At 56.4% G+C, this 17066-nt stretch carries 17 protein-coding genes; 11 read left to right on the forward strand and 6 right to left on the reverse strand.

Going from position 1 to position 17066, the window contains the following annotated elements; genetic code table 11:
* Nucleotides 1–39: 39 nt before the first annotated feature.
* Together P4L78_RS18070 and P4L78_RS18075 are read right to left on the reverse strand one after the other, a co-directional pair.
* Complete coding sequence (locus P4L78_RS18070; RefSeq protein ID WP_283151392.1) at nt 40–1398, reverse strand: diguanylate cyclase domain-containing protein; 1359 nt, start codon at nt 1396–1398, stop codon at nt 40–42.
* Nucleotides 1399–1591: 193 nt separating this feature from the next.
* The gene (locus P4L78_RS18075) at nt 1592–1930 is read right to left on the reverse strand and encodes a hypothetical protein (RefSeq protein ID WP_309329595.1); all 339 of its coding nucleotides are present in this window, start codon (nt 1928–1930) and stop codon (nt 1592–1594) included.
* Nucleotides 1931–2719: 789 nt separating this feature from the next.
* Here P4L78_RS18075 and P4L78_RS18080 point away from each other — a divergent pair.
* The 3 genes from P4L78_RS18080 to P4L78_RS18090 all read left to right on the forward strand — a co-directional run bounded on the left by P4L78_RS18080 (nt 2720) and on the right by P4L78_RS18090 (nt 4894).
* Complete coding sequence (locus P4L78_RS18080) at nt 2720–3112, forward strand: hypothetical protein (RefSeq protein ID WP_309329598.1); 393 nt, start codon at nt 2720–2722, stop codon at nt 3110–3112.
* Between the two features lie 26 nt (nt 3113–3138).
* Nucleotides 3139–3552: a hypothetical protein gene (locus tag P4L78_RS18085; protein WP_283150119.1), complete on the forward strand. Its 414-nt coding sequence runs from the start codon at nt 3139–3141 to the stop codon at nt 3550–3552.
* A gap of 220 nt (nt 3553–3772) precedes the next feature.
* Nucleotides 3773–4894, forward strand: coding sequence for an ABC transporter substrate-binding protein (locus P4L78_RS18090; RefSeq protein WP_309329600.1), 1122 nt, complete (start codon nt 3773–3775; stop codon nt 4892–4894).
* A gap of 104 nt (nt 4895–4998) precedes the next feature.
* Here P4L78_RS18090 and P4L78_RS18095 read toward each other — a convergent pair whose 3' ends face one another.
* Complete coding sequence (locus P4L78_RS18095; RefSeq protein ID WP_309329602.1) at nt 4999–6321, reverse strand: diguanylate cyclase; 1323 nt, start codon at nt 6319–6321, stop codon at nt 4999–5001.
* Nucleotides 6322–6551: 230 nt separating this feature from the next.
* Between P4L78_RS18095 and P4L78_RS18100 the strand changes: the two genes are divergently transcribed.
* The 8 genes from P4L78_RS18100 (at nt 6552) to P4L78_RS18135 (ending at nt 13404) form a co-directional block, all read left to right on the forward strand.
* Nucleotides 6552–6713, forward strand: coding sequence for a hypothetical protein (locus P4L78_RS18100; protein WP_309329605.1), 162 nt, complete (start codon nt 6552–6554; stop codon nt 6711–6713).
* Between the two features lie 181 nt (nt 6714–6894).
* Nucleotides 6895–7434, forward strand: coding sequence for a GNAT family N-acetyltransferase (locus P4L78_RS18105; RefSeq protein ID WP_309329607.1), 540 nt, complete (start codon nt 6895–6897; stop codon nt 7432–7434).
* A 203-nt stretch (nt 7435–7637) separates the two neighbouring features.
* A complete protein-coding gene (locus P4L78_RS18110) occupies nt 7638–8573 on the forward strand; it encodes a fatty acid desaturase (RefSeq protein WP_309329609.1) in 936 nt (311 codons plus the stop codon).
* 114 nt (nt 8574–8687) lie between these two features.
* Nucleotides 8688–9614, forward strand: a complete 927-nt coding sequence (locus P4L78_RS18115; RefSeq protein ID WP_309329611.1) for an ABC transporter substrate-binding protein — start codon at nt 8688–8690, stop codon at nt 9612–9614.
* A gap of 52 nt (nt 9615–9666) precedes the next feature.
* Nucleotides 9667–10821 carry an ABC transporter permease gene (locus P4L78_RS18120; RefSeq protein ID WP_309329613.1) on the forward strand — a complete coding sequence of 385 codons (1155 nt, stop codon included), beginning with the start codon at nt 9667–9669 and terminating at the stop codon, nt 10819–10821.
* On the forward strand, nt 10818–11750 hold the full coding sequence (locus P4L78_RS18125; protein ID WP_309329615.1) for an ABC transporter ATP-binding protein: 933 nt from the start codon (nt 10818–10820) through the stop codon (nt 11748–11750). Before P4L78_RS18120 ends, P4L78_RS18125 begins: the two co-directional genes overlap by 4 nt.
* Complete coding sequence (locus P4L78_RS18130; protein WP_309329617.1) at nt 11747–12610, forward strand: ABC transporter permease; 864 nt, start codon at nt 11747–11749, stop codon at nt 12608–12610. Before P4L78_RS18125 ends, P4L78_RS18130 begins: the two co-directional genes overlap by 4 nt.
* Entirely contained in the window at nt 12607–13404 is a 798-nt protein-coding gene (locus P4L78_RS18135; protein ID WP_283150127.1) for a phosphate/phosphite/phosphonate ABC transporter substrate-binding protein, read from the forward strand. Before P4L78_RS18130 ends, P4L78_RS18135 begins: the two co-directional genes overlap by 4 nt.
* Nucleotides 13405–13472: 68 nt before the next feature.
* Here the strand turns inward: P4L78_RS18135 and P4L78_RS18140 are convergent, their stop codons facing one another.
* The 3 genes from P4L78_RS18140 to P4L78_RS18150 form a co-directional block, all read right to left on the reverse strand.
* Nucleotides 13473–14291 carry a hypothetical protein gene (locus tag P4L78_RS18140; RefSeq protein WP_309329620.1) on the reverse strand — a complete coding sequence of 273 codons (819 nt, stop codon included), beginning with the start codon at nt 14289–14291 and terminating at the stop codon, nt 13473–13475.
* Nucleotides 14292–14575: 284 nt separating this feature from the next.
* Nucleotides 14576–16084: an AMP nucleosidase gene (locus P4L78_RS18145; RefSeq protein ID WP_283150129.1), complete on the reverse strand. Its 1509-nt coding sequence runs from the start codon at nt 16082–16084 to the stop codon at nt 14576–14578.
* Between the two features lie 170 nt (nt 16085–16254).
* On the reverse strand, nt 16255–16695 hold the full coding sequence (locus P4L78_RS18150; protein WP_309329622.1) for a hypothetical protein: 441 nt from the start codon (nt 16693–16695) through the stop codon (nt 16255–16257).
* Nucleotides 16696–17066 lie beyond the last annotated feature (371 nt).

The raw sequence follows: 17066 nt of genomic DNA on the forward strand, positions 1-17066 counted from the left end.
GTTGCCAGCCAGGTCGTGACGCGCACGACGCGGTATCAGTCAGCAGTCTTCTTTCTGGCGAATTTCGTCGGTGCTCTTTTTGGCCTGATACATGGCCTCATCCGCATGCTTGAGCAACAGCCGCGCATCCAGACCGTGTTCTGGATAACAAGCGATGCCGATGCTCGACTTGGCATAAAGCTCCAGCCCGTCGATATGCACTGGCTGGGCGAGCGCTTTGCGGATTTTGTCGGCAACTTGCGCGGCGAACTGCGGCAACTGGACGTTCTCCAGCAACACCACAAACTCGTCGCCTCCCATGCGCGCCACAGTATCGGTTTCGCGCACGCATTGTTTCAGCCGGTGTGCGACTTCCTGCAGCAGCAAGTCGCCAGTGGCGTGGCCATGCGAGTCATTCACCTGTTTGAATTTATCCAGATCCACGTACAGCAAAGACATACGCCCTTGTTCGCGCCGGGCGCGGGCCAGCGCCATGTCCAGCCGGTCATAGAGCAAGCCACGATTGGGCAGATCGGTCAGTTCATCGTATTGCGCCAGGCGCCGCAAACGCGCATGCAATTGCTTGTGTTCAATGGCAGTGGCGACTTGAGTGGAGACAAACTGGAGTAATTCCTTGTCTCGTTCGGCATAAAGCGCACCACCGGCGTAGCTCATCAAGACCAGCGCTCCGATAGTGCCTTTATGCGAATTGAGCGGCACGCCGAGCCAGCACAGTGGCTCGGTGCCATCTGGACCATGCAAGTCAGCCGGAAAAACGCCTGGATTCTGCGGGTTCAGCAACAACGGCTGACCACTGCGGATTACCTCGGCGCACAGCGCACTGGCGGGCATCGCCTGCGCCGCCCCAGCGGGATGAAACTGATTAATATGGTAGGGAGAACTCAGCCGATCATTCTTCTCGTCATAAGTCACCACCGAGAAATTCAGCGCGGGCAGCAACTGCCCGATAATCTGATGAATTTGCTGGAACAGCGCCAGCATGTCCTCCGCCCCGTGTGCGGCTTCAGAAATGGCGTATAACGCTGCTTGCATCGATTCGGCATGTTTGCGCGACGTGATATCCCGCGCCACGGCGACTCTGAGTTGGTCTGCCTCTGACCAGCGCGCCGACCACATGATATGGACCAGCCGCCCGTCCTTACGCACGTAGCGATTCTCGAAATTGAACTTGGCCTGCCCGGCCATGATTTCAGCAGCCGCCTGCAAGGTTCTGGCCTGGTCTTCCGGCGCCACCAGTTCAATCATCCGCCGACCAAGCATCTCTTCCGGCGTATAGCCAAAAATACGCTCGCAAGCCGCGCTGACAAAAACAAAACGCCCTTCCTTGTCGACCACACAAATGGCGTCGAGCAAGAGATCAATGAAGTTCGCCAACAGGGCGTGCGCTTTTGCTTTCATATGCAAGAGATACTACTTGAGGTTTACGCGATACGCTATTTTCGCTTAAGACAACGTCGCGTCTCATCCTGACTTCTTGCCTGTCACAAAAGAATGGTAGCGCACGCTCACTCGGGCCTACGCCATGACCTTCTACCAGGCCAGCACAAGCATCGCAATCGCTGGCTGGTCAGACCCGCCCGCTCAAACAACGTCACGCCTGGTTATACATTCCCATATCGGGCCGCACGCCGAGTTCGAGCATGAAGGCCGCCGGGTCAAAACCCTCTTCTGCATATTGCCGCTGGATCGCCTCGCGGGCGACAGCGAGCGCTTGCATGCTTTCCCATTCCACGATGGTGACCACATTGAAATCGCTGGTCGAACTGGTTTGGCTAAGCACCAGGTTTTGTTTACAGCCCGCGAAGCTGCGAACGCGCTGGTCGATGATGTGCACGCGCGCCATAAATGCGGGCAGCGCATGGGCGGGCACTACAAATCGGTCGACGCGATAAACCGCAGTAGAAACTGAAGGGGTCGATACGCTGGTCATTTGGGACTGCTCCTTCAAGTGCGCGCAGAAGTTGCCCGCCTGAAGAACAGTCTAAAAGCTCAAGTCAAGTTGAGGTCAAGGCGCGTGATGCATGAAAAGCGCGACAGCCGAGTCAGCGGCATTTGGCCCTGCACATCGTATGCCAAAGCATTCGATAACGACCTCGCCGCATGCCGCTGCCAGGCAGCGGCCAATTATCGGGACGCCACGTGTTTTGACGCAGGCCACGTCCACGTGCGGCCAAGCTCTTATGCACACTAGAAAGGCAACGGCGTTTTCATATTAAACACCGTAAATCGGGTAAACCCCAATACCACTTAATCGGACTGCGCTCGATGAAACCCACTTTTTTCTGACCTATTTTTCATAATTAGTCTTCAATATTAATTACAAATATAGAAAGCGTTATTTTGACCACACAAAATCGCCGCTTCCGTTGGCGTCACATGGATGCAACAATCCAGCCAACCGCTCATCCGGGACAAACGGTTTATTTTTGCGACACTCAAGACCGAGCCATGTCGGCGTTTTCTATTCATTCTGGTGCATGACCCCATTAATTTATCCTTATAAAACATTTATATATTGAATACAAAGAGAAATTTTAGAGTTTTAGCACGGTCTTCATGCACCAGAAAAAGGCCGGTAGCGCGCCACGATCTGGCAGAGCCGCAATGCACGCACCAGCCGTATGTCGGCACTGTGCTTGACGCTAACAGGCCCAATGCCGCGTAATGAAACCCGTGGAAGCCGTACCAGAAAAGACAGAATCAGCCACCGGACGTAATCATGCCGGTGGGTAACGGGCGCCAAAAAACAGACTGGACGATAAGACCACTTGATGCGCGGGATGAGCACCAAAAACAAGAAGGATGGAGACGAAACCAAAAGGGGCTTGAACCCCGAGTTGATCCGGGCCGCCCACGTGGCGGCCCGTTTTCTTGCAGCAATAGAACCACTGCCGCAAATAAGGCAGAAACAGAACTGAAATGCCGTGGTCGGGCAGCTATTTCTGCCTTGATCAAGGTCATTGCCTGGCGCAACACCCGTAATCTCGATCACCAACACAAAAACAAAATAAATAACTACTGGATCAGCCTGGGATCACGCCAGACCTGCGCCCTGCCGTGCCCTGTTTGCCGGGGTCAGCCAGAGCACAAGTCTGAGCGAATTGATCAATGAGTCTGACCGTTGTAATGAGAGGAATCATGGAAACGCGCGGTGAAAAAGACCTGTCTTTCATCATGCTCGCCAGCCTTGGCAGCATGATCTTTCTGTCATTTGCATTCTGGCTGTTGATTGTCATGCAGATCGACATGCCGGTGATCCTTACCGTGCTGGGCATGTGTTGTGCCGCGTTTGTGGTGTGGGCCATCGGCTGGTTCTCCGGCATGGCCTTGCCATCGTTATCGTTGGTGGCATGCACCATCATTGGCGGCACTTCATGGCCCATCCTGGATTTCTACGCCACCAGTGCTTATCAGGAACATGGCCAGCTGGTCTGGTGGGGTCTGTGGTACTCCAAAGTCACCGTGTTGTGCCTGATTCCGGTCGTCGCCATTACTTTGTACAAGCGCTCGTGGAAAGCGGCTCTGCCCGCGATCCGGCCACTACCCCGTTAAGCAACGTCCGATATCACGTTGTAATGCGCGCTTTGCCTGCGTCTTGCTCCTGACGCCGGTATGCAGCGTGCCAGTCTTGCCAGTCACTTGTTCCTGAGACTCTGCCCGAACAGGCGCCCGTCAGAGGCGCTCCAAGAGGGATAACCGTTGGCCAGGCCATCCGGACTGCCGCGCGCATCCACCGTGCCGCCATTGTTCACAGCAAATGAGAGGGGGAAACATGATTAAAAAGATCCTGTTGGCGCTTGCAGCAACGATATCCGTGGCCGTGCATGCGGATATCAATATTGGTGAATCAGTCCCCACCTCCGGGCTGGCTGGCGATACCGGCAAAGCGCTGGCCTTGGGCGCATCGATTTATTTCAGCCGCATCAATGCGCAAGGTGGCATTAACGGCGAGCCCATCAATCTGATTACCCGCGATGACGGTTACGACGCCACCCGCACGCTGGCCAATACCCGCGATCTGATCGACAAGGAAAATGCCGTTGCACTGATTGGCTATTACGGCACCACATCATTGCAAGAGTTGATCAAATCAAAAATGCTCGATACCGCAGGCATACCGCTAGTAGGCGCATACACCGGCGCAGATAGCGTGCGCACGCCCGGCAGCGCATATTTTTTTCAGACTCGCGCCGGATACACGCAGGAAGTGGAAAAGATCGTCGCGCTGTTGAACGAGCATCTGGGCGTTAGCCGGATTGCCGTTCTGGCACAAAAAGATGCCTTTGGTGAGGCTGGCTATGCTGCGGTGAAGAACGAGTTGGCCAAACGCAAGCTGACGCTGGCGGGCGAAGGCTGGTATGACAAAACCACCGGCGACACCAATGCGGCGGCCCAGGCGCTGGCCAAAGCCAATCCGGAAGCGATCATCATGGTCGCCATCTCCAAACCGGCCAGCACCTTTGCCAAGCAGTTCAAAGCCTTGGGTGGCACATCCCAGCTTTACGGTTTGTCGGCAATCCAGTTTGACAACGTCACTCGCCAGGCCGGTTTGGGCGTAGCGCATGGCATCGGTTTATCGCAGGTTTTCCCGGCCCCGACTAACGCCCAACTCAAGTTGGTGCGCGAGTTTCAGACCGACGCCGAGCCGTTTCTGAAGTCGGGCGACTACCCGAGTTACGCTTTGCTGGAGGGATATATCTCTGCCCGCCTGCTGACCGAAGCGCTGAAACGCGCGGGCAAGAATCCGACCCGGGCCAGCGTTTATGAGGCACTGAGCAATATGCATCATTATGATCTGGGTGGTTTTGTGGTGGATTTCAGCGACAAGAAACGCCTGGGTTCCAATTTTGTGGAACTCACCATGATCTCGGCCACGGGCGTGCTGACGCGTTGACTTTCCGGACAGGTGGGCTGGTTGGTTTTATTCCGTTTCATTCCGTTTTCGGGAACGCCTCACCCAACAAGACGGGATAGCAAGCCGCCCTGCCCACCTCGCCCCTACCTGCCAGGCGGGTCGTCGATGCGGCGGCCTGGCGTCACTGGCGGCGCGTGGTGTTCCGCCTCATTGAACAGCACCACCTGATTACGGCCATGGCGCTTGGCCTGATACAGCGCCAGATCGGCATTTTCCATCAGTTGCTGCGTGGTCATACCGGTAGCCAGAGTCGATACGCCCGCGCTGAAGGTGCTGCTGAACACGGTCTCGTTGCCACTTTGTGGAAAAGCCTTGAACTGCTGGCGCACCGCGTCGATATAGCGCGAGGCCAGCACCGGTGCGATGCCCGGCAAAGCAATACCAAACTCCTCACCGCCGTAACGCCCGATCAATGCCTGCGTGGGCGCGGTGTGGCGCAACATGCGGGCCAGACTCTGAATGACATGATCGCCGGTCAAATGGCCGTACTGGTCATTCACCGATTTGAAGTGATCGATATCGATCATGGCAAAGGTCAGGTGCTCACGATTGCGCTGACACACCTGCACCGCTTGTTCCAGTTGCTCGACCAAAGTGGAATGGTTCAGCAACAGCGTCAGGCTGTCGCGCGTCATCCATTGCCGCAAACGCCGATAACGTTCGCAGGTAATCGACACCGCGCTCACCAGTTCGTCAGGCGGAGTGTCTTTGACCAGGAAATCGTCGCCGCCCATGCTGCGCGCTACCAGCTGCTTGTTGCGACTGACTTCGGTAGAGAAAAAGATAATGGGAATGCCGTCATAACGCGGCTGCTGGCGAATGATGTGCGCCATCTCGTCGCCAGAGCATTCGGGCATATACACATCCAGAATGATGATTTCTGGCCGGTGGCGCTCCATCAACAGCAACACGTCCAGCGGACTACGGGTTTTGAATACTTCCATCCCCGCCCCGCGCAGCACTTTATCCAGCCAGCGCAGCATGCTTTCGGAGTCATCCACCACCAGCACGCGAAAAGGCTCCGGACGACGCTGATCCAGCAATTCGTCCAGCCGTGCCACCAGCTTTTGCAGCGGCAATGGCCGCGCCACAAAGTCAGTCACCCCAAAGCGCAACAAGGCAATCTGCCGCGACACCGGCTCGCCCACCGAAGACAAAAACAGCGGCCCTTTCGCCAGTCGTTTGATCAACGGCACATGAAAATCCAGATCAAGCCCTGGCGTTTCACCATCCACGATGACTGCAAATGGGGCTTTGCCATGCATGGCGGCCAGCAAGGCCGTGGCATGATCAAATGGAATGACCTCAAAACCGAACACCGCCAGTTGCTTGCATACCGGCGCCAGAATTGAGTCGCGCTCGGTCAGCAAATAAACGGTGGTAGAAGACGATGTATCTGTAAACAAACCTGGCTCCGGCAATTCGAAACGGGCAAGGGTCAGTCGTTCTGATGGGCAAATACCGCCAGTCAAATGGACTGGCAACGTATTTCCAGGAAGCAAGACCAACCCTCATTCCTGCGGCTCAGCGCAGGGTCCGGAATGAATCAGGAACTTAGCATAGGCAAGGCCTGTGGCCTCTCATTATTATCAATAAAGTGGCATTAAAGCATCGTCTTTCTGGCGACTGGCAGGAAGTGACCGCCACCTGCAGCGCCATGTTCAACGCCGCAGAGCTTGCGCGGGCATTGATAGAACATCCCGACTGGCAAAACGCAGTGGCGAAATACGAGGGCCTTGGGTTTGCCCGCATCACTGAGCCCGCCCACGGCGCGGCAAAGGCGGCAGCTACGCACTGATCATTTCGACGTCTTTATCGGCGCCCCAGCAGGCCAGGATTTGTTGGGAGTCCTGGTTAGCGCATCGACACGCAGGAAAAAAAGGAAGATAAACAAAAATTAATCGCATTAGTTCTAACCCTCCTGCCGCATATACGAGCGAGCTGGTCAGTTCCGTCCAACGCGCTCACCTACGCAATCCATGCCTGTTCTGGCCATCAAGCCGCGCAAGCTATACTGCGCAATCATGACCATGCATGCTTATGAACCCACCGTTGACGATTTCCTCGCACTCGATCAGCTCACGCTCCGTGACCATACTGAACGTGCGGGAGATGTCTTCGACCCTGTTCAGCACCGCGGCGTACTGAAGACGGCGCTAGCGACCACGCGGGTTTGTACGGTCGAACGCGACGAGCACTTGATCGCATATGCCATGTTGCGCCCGGAAACGTCAGACTGTTGGTTCGTGACGGGCTTTAACATTCACCCCGCTCATCGTAACGCGGCAGTAATGCAACAGTTGATATACAGCGTGCTGGACTTGGTGCAGACGTCCGAGGCTGTGGCGCTACGCAGCCACGTCTACAAAACCAATTTGCCGTCTCTGGCGTTTCATCGAAGACTGGGATTCAAAGCCACGCGCGAGAACGCGAAAGCGGTCGAATTCTACGCAACCCTGGCTGATCTCGCCGACAATGCGGCTATCCGCCGGATCATCACGCGTTCAGCAAATTTCTGACCTTATCGATATATCTCTACGGACTCGCCCTTGCGCAGTCCGCACCCGAATCTTCCCCCATCATTTCACGACGACCTCGCTCCCTGAGCGGCCCAGCCCACAAATAAACCATATGGAATATAGAAATTAATTTATATTATTAATTGAAATATAAAACTCTTATAGAGTAGCGTTCTAGCCATTTCCGCAAGCGCTCACCACTCATGCCCTCTACGGCCCGATCCGGCTCGTTCCCAAGCCTCAGCAAACGTGCCATCGAGTGGCCCACATGGCTATTGATCGCCGCCATCTACGGCAGCTGGTTTGGTCTGATCATGCAGCAGCACAGGCTCAATCCGCTGCTGGTCAATGTCGCACTCACGCTAGTGGTGGCCTGGTTTATGAGCCTGCAACATGAATTGCTGCACGGACACCCCACTCGCTCGCCGCGGTTCAATCGCTGGCTGGGTTTGGCGCCGCTGGCGGTGTGGTATCCGTATGATATTTATCGGCAAAGTCATCTGGCGCATCACCAGGAAACACATCTCACCTATCCAGGCATTGACCCGGAAAGCAATTACCTGGCACCGGCGGAGTTTGATCATCTGCCACGTTGGCTGCAGCCACCGCAAACCGCGCTGCGCACCGCACCCGGACGCGTATTGCTGGGGCCAGCTTTTGCCGTTATCGGCACCTGGCGTGAGGTATATCGCCAAATAAAGCAACGTGACTACACGCATTTGCGCATCTGGCTGGCACACATCGGGATGCTGGTAGTGATGTTATGGGCGCTGGATTACTGGTTTGGTTTTTCACCGATACGTTATCTGCTGGCGGTGGCTTACCCGGCACTGGGATTGGCCATGTTGCGTTCGTTTTATGAACATCGTCCGGCAGCGATACCGGCCCATCGGGTGGTGATTAACGAGGCGGGCTGGTTCTGGCGACTGTTGTATCTGAATAACAATTTCCATCTGGTGCATCACGAAGCGCCACAGCTGGCGTGGTATCGGATTCCTGCGGCGTATCGGGCTGACCGGGCCGGTTTTCTGGCGCGCAATGGCGGCTTTTTGCTGCCGGGCTATGGCTATTTGCTGTGGCACTTTGCTTTCAAAGCGGTGGACGCGCCGACCTATCCCGCGCTCAGAGTCAGCATCTAGATTCACGACACATGTTTTTTTGCAGGCAGATTGCATACTAAATGGCTAACCTGCTGGTAACGCATCATCTAAACGTCATCTCACCATCCCCTTACAGCTCATTGAGGTACCCCCATGAACTTGCGTTTTTCTCGCCGGGCACTGCTTGGCACCGCCTTTGCCCTGCTGGTTGCGTCTGCCGGAGCGCAAGCCGATGGCGCTGTGCGCGTTGGCTCCAAGATTGATACCGAAGGCTCGTTGCTGGGCAATCTGATTTTGCAGGTGTTACAAGCGCAAGGGATCAAAACCGAGAACAAGATCCAGCTGGGCAATACCAAGGTGGTGCGTGGGGCGCTGACCGCAGGTGAGATTGATATTTATCCCGAGTACACCGGCAACGGCGCGTTCTTTTTTTCTGATGAGAAAAACCCGGCCTGGCGTAACGCCAAAAGCGGGTACGAAAAAGTGAAAGCGCTGGATTTTGATAAAAACAAAATCGTCTGGCTGGAGCCTGCCCCAGCTAATAACACTTGGGCTATTGCCATTCGCCAGGATGTGGCCAGCAAGAACAAGCTCAAATCTCTGGCTGATCTGGGCAAATGGATCTCGGCTGGCGGTCAGTTCAAACTGGCGGCATCGGCCGAATTTATCGAGCGCCCGGACGCCCTGCCCGCATTTGAATCTGCCTATGGCTTTACGCTGAAACAAGATCAATTACTGACGCTGGCGGGTGGCGACACCACGGTGACGATCAAGGCCGCTGCCGAGCAGACTTCTGGCGTGAACGCCGCGATGGCGTACGGTACCGACGGCCCGGTGGCGGCGCTGGGTCTGGTCACGCTGGATGACCCGAAAGGCATTCAGCCCATTTACGCTCCGGCACCAGTTATCCGAGCCGAAACGTTGGCCAAATATCCCAAGATCAAGGATGCGCTCGCCCCCGTATTCAAAACGCTGGATAGTCGCACCCTGCAAACCCTCAACGCCAAAATCGCCATTGAGGGGCAGGACGCCAAAAAGGTGGCTGCGGATTATCTGAAAAGCAAAGGCTTTGTGAAGTAACCGCAGTGACCCTTGCCTCGGGAGGCAGGGTTGCGTGGCAAACGGATAATCGATGTATATCAAAAACCGGGTTTTGTTGGTGTTGTGGATTGCAGGTGCGCTGGCGGCATGGGGTTTACCGTTTTTGACTCATGCCCCCAACCGTCTGGTCACCGGTACGGGTATTTCGCTGGGGGCGGTGATTAACAGCTGGCGCGCTATGCTTTGGCTGCCCGCGTTGGCACTGGCAACCGCCGTGTTCGCCAAATCCGGTCGGCTACTAGATTGGCTGGTAGCGTTCGCCGCGACGCTGCTTATCGCTGGGCTGCTCGGCATTGCCGGTGCTGAAGCCACGCGGCTGGCGACGACCGATTCCGCCTATAGCCGCACTTCCTTCGGTGGCAGCTTCTGGCTATTGGTCATGCTGGCATGGTTAGCCGCTGCAGACGCGCTGGGACATCTCAAACTCCGGCCAGCGTGGGCTATAGTGGCGGGCCTGCTGGTGCTTGCACCGCTGTTGGTGCTGCTCCTGAGCGGCAAGCTGGATGATCTGTCTGTGCTGAAGGAATACACCAATCGGCAAGACGTGTTTAACGATGCGTTGCTGCGACATCTGGAGATTGTCGCCGCCACTCTGGTGCCCACGCTGCTTATCAGCATTCCACTTGGCGTAGCGGCATTTCGGCGCGACCGGCTGCGTGCGCCGCTTTTTGCCGTTCTTAATGTCATCCAGACCATCCCGTCGATTGCCTTGTTCGGATTGTTGATTGCGCCATTGGCCGCCCTGGCTGCGCATGTGCCGGTATTGGCGAGCGTGGGCATCAGTGGCATCGGCATGACACCGGCGGTGATCGCGCTGACGCTGTATTCGCTGTTACCGATGGTGCGCAGTACCTCGGCGGGTTTGGCCCAAGTGCCTGCGGCAGTCATCGAAGCCGCCAAAGGCATGGGCTTGTCGCGGCGGCAGGTGTTCTGGCAAGTAGAAGTGCCATTGGCACTGCCAGTACTGCTGTCGGGCTTGCGTATCACTACAGTGCAGGCGATCGGGCTGACTACCGTGGCGGCCTTGATTGGCGCGGGCGGCTTTGGCGCCATCATGTTCCAAGGCTTGCTCAGCAGCGCGCTGGATCTGGTCTTGCTGGGCGTGGTGCCGGTCATCGCGCTGGCCATTGCCGCCGATGCCTTCTTCAAACTACTTGTATCCATGCTCGGAGCGCGGTTTCAATGATCGAGTTTCAACAAGTCAGCAAGACCTTTGATAACTGGAAAGCCGTTGATGACCTGAATTTGCGGCTGAACGCGGGTGACTTCACGGTGCTGATCGGGCCATCCGGTTCGGGCAAATCCACCACGTTGAAAATGATTAACCGCCTGGTGGAACATGACAGCGGGCGCATTCTGTTCGCGGGCAAGGAAATCCGCAGTTTCAAAGAAGAAGACATCCGCCGCCGTATGGGTTACGCCATTCAGTCGATTGGCTTGTTTCCGCACTGGACCGTGGAACAAAACATTGCCACCGTCCCGGCCCTGCTCAAGTGGCCCAAAGCGCGAGTGGCCGAGCGTGTCACCGAACTGCTTACCTTGCTGAATCTGGAACCGGCACGCTATCGCCAGCGTTATCCGCATCAACTCTCCGGCGGGCAACAACAGCGTGTGGGCGTAGCCCGTGCCTTGGCCGCAGACCCTGAAGTCTTGCTGATGGACGAACCCTTTGGCGCGCTTGATCCGGTCACCCGCAGCGCATTGCAGGCAGAGATTGCCCGCATTCACAAAGCTTCTGGCAAGACCATTGTGCTGGTCACTCACGATATCGATGAAGCGCTTTTGCTGGCTGACCGCATTGTGCTGCTGGATAAAGGTCGCATTGCCCAGGTTGGCACGCCGTTTGAGATTCTGGCACATCCGGCCAGCGATTTCGTCACCGAATTCGTCGGGCGCAGCGAAGTCGGCATCAAACTGTTGGGGCTGGATACCGTCGGTGCACGCGTACGCAAAGGCCAGTCCGCAACAGGCGAGCCGTTACCGATCAGCGCTACTTTGCGCGAAGCACTGTCCGCATTTGTCGCGCGGCGGGCCAGCAGTTTGCCGGTAGTGGATGCACAGGGCCAGCCAGTTGGGGCATTGCACTTTGCCGATTTGCTGGATGAACAGGCATGAGCCATCCGCCCGGTCCGCCTAATCCTTATCGCTGGTTTGCGGACCCGTTGTCATGGGCGCTCCTGGTGTTGGTGTCGCTGATGTTTGGCATGCCGCTGCTCACGCCAGTGTTCAAAGCGTTGTTCCCGGAACTGCAACGCCCACTGTATCTGCAGGATACTTTTCCCGCGCTGGTGGCGGCGCATATCAGTATTGTGGCGATCTCCAGTGCCATCTCGATTGTGGTGGGCGTAGGCGCGGGGGTGTTCGTCACCCACCGCATTGGCCGGGACTTTCGCCCGCTGGTAGAAACGGTGGTCGCCATTGGCCAGACTTTTCCGCCCGTCGCCGTCCTGGCCGTGGCGGTTCCCATTATTGGTTTCGGCACGCAGCCGGCGTTGATCGCACTGGCCTTGTACGGCTTGCTGCCGATTGTTCAGAGCACTATCGCCGGGATCGAATCCGTGCCAGAACCGGTCAGCGAAGCGGCGCGCGGTCTGGGCATGAGCCGCTGGCGGATATTGACCCAGGTCGAGTTGCCGCTCGCTCTGCCGGTGTTACTGGCTGGCGTACGCACTTCCGTGATTATCAATATCGGCACGGCAGCGATTGCTTCGACCGTGGGCGCAAAAACCCTGGGGTCGCCAATTATTGTCGGTCTGAGTGGCTTCAACACAGCGTATATCCTGCAGGGCGCCTTGCTGGTCGGCTTGCTGGCCGTTGTGACTGACCTTGCGTTCGACCGCTTGCTGCAACGGCTGGAACATTGGCGGCACGCGGGTGAGGAAAAGCTGACACCGGCCAAAACGTCACCGGTATTGGGTGGTTCGCGCGCGCGCCGCGGCGGGCAAACCGGTCAGTTACCGCCGGATAAAGCATGATCGCGGCGTTGCCCATGTACAGCACGCCTGCCAACGATGCTCTCCCCCGTTTGTGGCACGGTCTGGCTGGCCATTTACGTGCGCACGGTGTTGCTGGCGTGCCAGATGCCCTGACTCACCCAATCAATCTGCACAGCCATTGGCGCGACCCGGATTTATTACTTAGCCAGACCTGCGGTTATCCGCTGATGACTTCGCTGGCTGGCAAAGTGCAACTGGTTGGCGTCTTCTGTTACGACGCTCCCGGCTGCGAAGGTGCGTATTACCGCAGTCTGCTGATCGTCCGTGCTGATGACACTGGTCATACGCTGGCCGACTTCCGAGGTCGCATAGCGGCATACAACGCGCTGGAGTCGCAATCGGGCTACAACAGTTTGCGAGCGCTGATTGCCCCACTGGCTGAGGATGGGCGCTTTTTTGCGCAGGCTATTGCTTCGGGTTCCCATGCGGCATCAATTGAACTGGTTCGCGCCGGGCAGGCCGATATTGCCGCGATTGATTGTGTCAGTCTGGCGTTGCGCCGCGAAGCTGATCCCGCAGCACTGCATGGCATCCGGATATTGGGGCAGACAGCAGCCGCGCCCGGCTTGCCGCTGATAACTTCGGCCAGCACTCCTGCGCATCAACTGCAATTGCTGCGGCAAGGCTTGGCGGCAGCGATTGCCGATCCACACATGGCTGCCGCTTGGGCTGCTTTCGGGATTACCGGCTTTGAGGTTCTACCACTGGCTGCGTATGCAGTGATTCTGCAGATGCAGCAGCAGGCATTTGATGCGGGGTATTCGCAGCTATAAACCAGCATTAAAAAACGGCCCTTCTTCACGGCCCGTTTTTCGTCAACCCAGTCAAGCGCAGCACTCGGTCAAGCTTTAGTGGAAATGGTCGGGGTTGACGTGGTTGTAGTTGAGTCGGCGCTGGCCGACCCACTGGTAGACGCACCGCTGCCATCATTCGGCGGGTTGGTCACCGCATCAATATCATCTTGCGACAAGCTCACGTCGCCAGAAGGAATCCCGTCTTTTGTCCACTTATCCAGTTCATTCATGATTACATCATGAGTTTGGTTACTAATAGCGGGCAGCTTGCCGCCAAAGAATTGCGCCGCACTGTCAAAGCCGCTCTGAATTGCGTCGCGTAACTGGCTTAGCTTGCTCGGGTCGTTGCCTGCCGCCGCCTTGGCAAAATTGAGTATCCGCTCGGCCGTATTCTTGATCCCAAATTCGCCATCGGGCGAAATCGCCTGCTTGGCTGCCGCTACGGTTTTGGGGTCGGCAGTCAGCGTTTGTTCGCCGCTTACCACCTTGGACCAAGTCAGCCCTTGCTGCTTGAGCATATTGCCCAGCATATCGATGAACTGCTGCACCTTCTGGTTAGATGCATCAATCATCGACGCCAGATCCACCGTGCCGCTGGCCGAGCCAGAACTGCTGCTGGTGGAATCCGTAGCGCCGTCCGCGCTGGTGGTGTCGGTACCGCTATCGTTCGTCGTAGCGGACTGGGCTTTGCGCGGGTCGCCATACGTCAGCACCGAGGTTTCGCTCGATGAAATGGACACGGTTTCCTGCGCGGCACTGACCGACGAATCGTCAGTTTGCTGATTAAGCGTCGTTACCGTGGTTGTACTCTTGCTGTTGATTTCCAGGAGCGCCTGATTGCTCAGGCTGGTTGCGCTGATCGCCATAGTACCGATCTCCTTATACGGTTGCGTTCCACGATCCGGGCTGCTGAAAAACGCAGCCGCATCTGGAATTCATTGAATGGTTTGACAATGCCCGGTGCCAATTGGCCTTCCGCAAGCCAATCTACGAGCCCGAGATGTCTTTTACCTGCTAGTAGCCCATTACAGGATGTCGGCAACTGATGTTAAAGCTTGATGGTTTTTGCCCACTAACGTTCGCTTGAATCGACCAGCGGGCAGCCAGGCTTTGTGCAGCCAGACCGCCCGCTTCCGATATATTCAAACCGTTACTGAAAGGCTACTTCGGCAAAACTGCGCAATTTGCGACTGTGCAATTGATCAACACCCTGCTCGCGCAACAACTCCATTGCACGCATGCCAATGCGCAGATGCTGATCGACCCGTTCCCGATAGAAATGATTCGCCATGCCCGGCAATTTGATCTCGCCATGCAGCGGCTTGTCACTCACGCACAGCAAAGTGCCATAAGGCACCCGAAAACGGAAACCATTGGCGGCGATGGTGGCGCTTTCCATATCCAGCGCGACGGCGCGGCTTTGGCTAAAACGACGTTGCGGGCGATTGTCCGGCAATAACTCCCAATTGCGGTTGTCGGTACTCGCCACCGTGCCGGTACGCATGATGTGCTTCAGCTCCGGGCCTTTCAGGCGTGTAACGTCCGACACCGCAGCTTCGAGCGCGAGTTGGATCTCTGCCAGTGCCGGGATAGGCACCCATAATGGCAGGTCTTCATCCAGGACGTGATCCTCACGCACGTAGCCATGAGCCAGCACGTAATCACCCAACTGCTGCGAATTTCGCAAGCCCGCGCAGTGGCCCAACATGATCCAGGCATGCGGGCGCAACACGGCGATATGGTCGGTAATGGTTTTGGCATTAGCCGGGCCTACGCCGATGTTGACCATGCTGATGCCGCTGCGATCTGCCCGAATCAGATGATAAGCCGGCATTTGCGGCAAGCGCGGGGGTGCCTTGCCCAAGGCGTCGATGTCTTGCGGATCCAGCCCGACGCGGCGGGTAATGACGTTGCCCGGCTCGACAAAAGCGATGTATTCGCTGTTCGGGTCGCTCATGCTCTCCAGCCCTAATCGCACAAATTCGTCGATATAGAACTGATAATTAGTGAACAGCACGAAATTCTGAAAATGCTCCGGCACCGTTCCGGTGTAATGGCGCAAGCGATGCAATGAATAATCAATGCGTGGCGCGGTAAACAACGACAGCGGTTGTGGTTCGCCAGGTTTGGGCTCGTAGGTGCCGTTGGCGATGCCGTCATCCATGGCCGACAAATCAGGCAAATCGAATACATCACGCATCAGCTGGCGGCGTTCCGGGCTGAGTGTGCCCTCGATGTAATCGTGTTCAGCAAATGAGAAATGCACCGGAATCGGTTGGGAACTGGTCCCGATCTCCAGCTCGCAATCGTGGTTACGCAGGAGCAAATTAAATTGCTCCAGATAGTATTCATCATACAAATCGGGGCGGGTCAGTGTTGTCTCGAAGTGACCAGGCCCAGCGACAAAACCAAAACTCAAATGCGCACTATCCGCCGTATTGGAGCGACTGACCGTGTCAGTCTGGATTCGCACAAACGGGTAGCAGGCACGCACATGCCCAGGCAAGGTTTCACCGCCCACAAAGCGCTGCATCGCATCACGCAGATGGTTAACACTGTTCTCGTAAATCAACCTGGCTTGGGCCAATGCGGTAACCGCATCGGTGTAGCGCGTTGGTGCGATAAATTTGGGGAGATAAGGCAGGGATCGATTATTCATGTTGGCGCATCCAGTATGCTTGCGTCGACGATACGACTGAGAAACATGGGCCAAAGACTGGCCGTATCAGCTGGCTGATAGCGTATATCAACCAAAGCGTAACCAGTCTAACTCATCAGTCATGACAAACGAGAATATGGCGGCGAAGGAGTCGCCGGCTAATTTGCAAATCAGCGATAGCCAACAGGGCCGAGGGCGAGATAGATCGGGGAACTGGGCAAAGAATGCTTCATAAGACGGGGAGAATGCGGACGACGGCAACGAGCCCGAAAATGCCACACCTGCGCGAGAAAGCGCCTTCCTTCCGGGATCAATACATGGCTTTCGGGCAACTCCCCACTGGCAATCATGTAGGCCAGCGGTTCATAAGAACGCGTGTAACCCTGACGTGCTGCCTGCAGCATAAAATGAGCCGCCTGCGCCGGGTCTCGCTCGACTCCGTACCCTTTTAGATAGGCCACCGCCACATTGAAACTGGCCCGGGCGTGGCCTTGGTCGGAGAGATTGCGAAAGCTGGCAATGGCTGATTCAGCCTCAACAGGATTGCCACTGGTCAACAGATTGACTGCTGAGTTGAAAAGTTCGGCTTGGGTATCTTGTGCTGTGGTCATCCGCATCACCTTCCCGCTTCTGTTTTCGGCCTGACGTAGCACTCCAGAATGATGCGTTGAAGCGCACTGACCGCATGTTTGCATCTATTTTTAGATATATGCCAAGCGCGACGCTCTGTGGCGTTGACTGACGACCGGTTGCTGATTGAATCTGCCGGAAATGGGGATGAAGACAGTCCATAAAAAGCCCCGCAGTTCATCGCTGCGGGGCTTTGTCCTTGCGCACTGCCTTTTGCCTTGCGCGCCTTTGCGCCGCCAAGCAAAACGCCCGGTACAGGTTCCTGTCCGGGCGTTCAAAAGGGTGTCTGGCAATGACCTACTTTCACACGGGTAATCCGCACTATCATCGGCGCTAAGTCGTTTCACGGTCC

It is taken from the genome of Silvimonas sp. (assembly GCF_031291215.1).
GTDB classification, from domain to species: Bacteria; Pseudomonadota; Gammaproteobacteria; order Burkholderiales; family Chitinibacteraceae; genus Silvimonas; species Silvimonas soli.

Coding starts and splice junctions, on each gene's coding strand:
- P4L78_RS18075 (WP_309329595.1), bottom strand. CDS start 1,930: ATGACCAGCGTATCGACCCCTTCAGTTTCTACTGCGGTTTATCGCGTC.
- P4L78_RS18105 (WP_309329607.1), top strand. CDS start 6,895: ATGCCTGTTCTGGCCATCAAGCCGCGCAAGCTATACTGCGCAATCATG.
- P4L78_RS18080 (WP_309329598.1), top strand. CDS start 2,720: ATGCCGGTGGGTAACGGGCGCCAAAAAACAGACTGGACGATAAGACCA.
- P4L78_RS18115 (WP_309329611.1), top strand. CDS start 8,688: ATGAACTTGCGTTTTTCTCGCCGGGCACTGCTTGGCACCGCCTTTGCC.
- P4L78_RS18120 (WP_309329613.1), top strand. CDS start 9,667: ATGTATATCAAAAACCGGGTTTTGTTGGTGTTGTGGATTGCAGGTGCG.
- P4L78_RS18130 (WP_309329617.1), top strand. CDS start 11,747: ATGAGCCATCCGCCCGGTCCGCCTAATCCTTATCGCTGGTTTGCGGAC.
- P4L78_RS18135 (WP_283150127.1), top strand. CDS start 12,607: ATGATCGCGGCGTTGCCCATGTACAGCACGCCTGCCAACGATGCTCTC.
- P4L78_RS18070 (WP_283151392.1), bottom strand. CDS start 1,398: ATGAAAGCAAAAGCGCACGCCCTGTTGGCGAACTTCATTGATCTCTTG.
- P4L78_RS18085 (WP_283150119.1), top strand. CDS start 3,139: ATGGAAACGCGCGGTGAAAAAGACCTGTCTTTCATCATGCTCGCCAGC.
- P4L78_RS18145 (WP_283150129.1), bottom strand. CDS start 16,084: ATGAATAATCGATCCCTGCCTTATCTCCCCAAATTTATCGCACCAACG.
- P4L78_RS18150 (WP_309329622.1), bottom strand. CDS start 16,695: ATGACCACAGCACAAGATACCCAAGCCGAACTTTTCAACTCAGCAGTC.
- P4L78_RS18110 (WP_309329609.1), top strand. CDS start 7,638: ATGCCCTCTACGGCCCGATCCGGCTCGTTCCCAAGCCTCAGCAAACGT.
- P4L78_RS18140 (WP_309329620.1), bottom strand. CDS start 14,291: ATGGCGATCAGCGCAACCAGCCTGAGCAATCAGGCGCTCCTGGAAATC.
- P4L78_RS18090 (WP_309329600.1), top strand. CDS start 3,773: ATGATTAAAAAGATCCTGTTGGCGCTTGCAGCAACGATATCCGTGGCC.
- P4L78_RS18125 (WP_309329615.1), top strand. CDS start 10,818: ATGATCGAGTTTCAACAAGTCAGCAAGACCTTTGATAACTGGAAAGCC.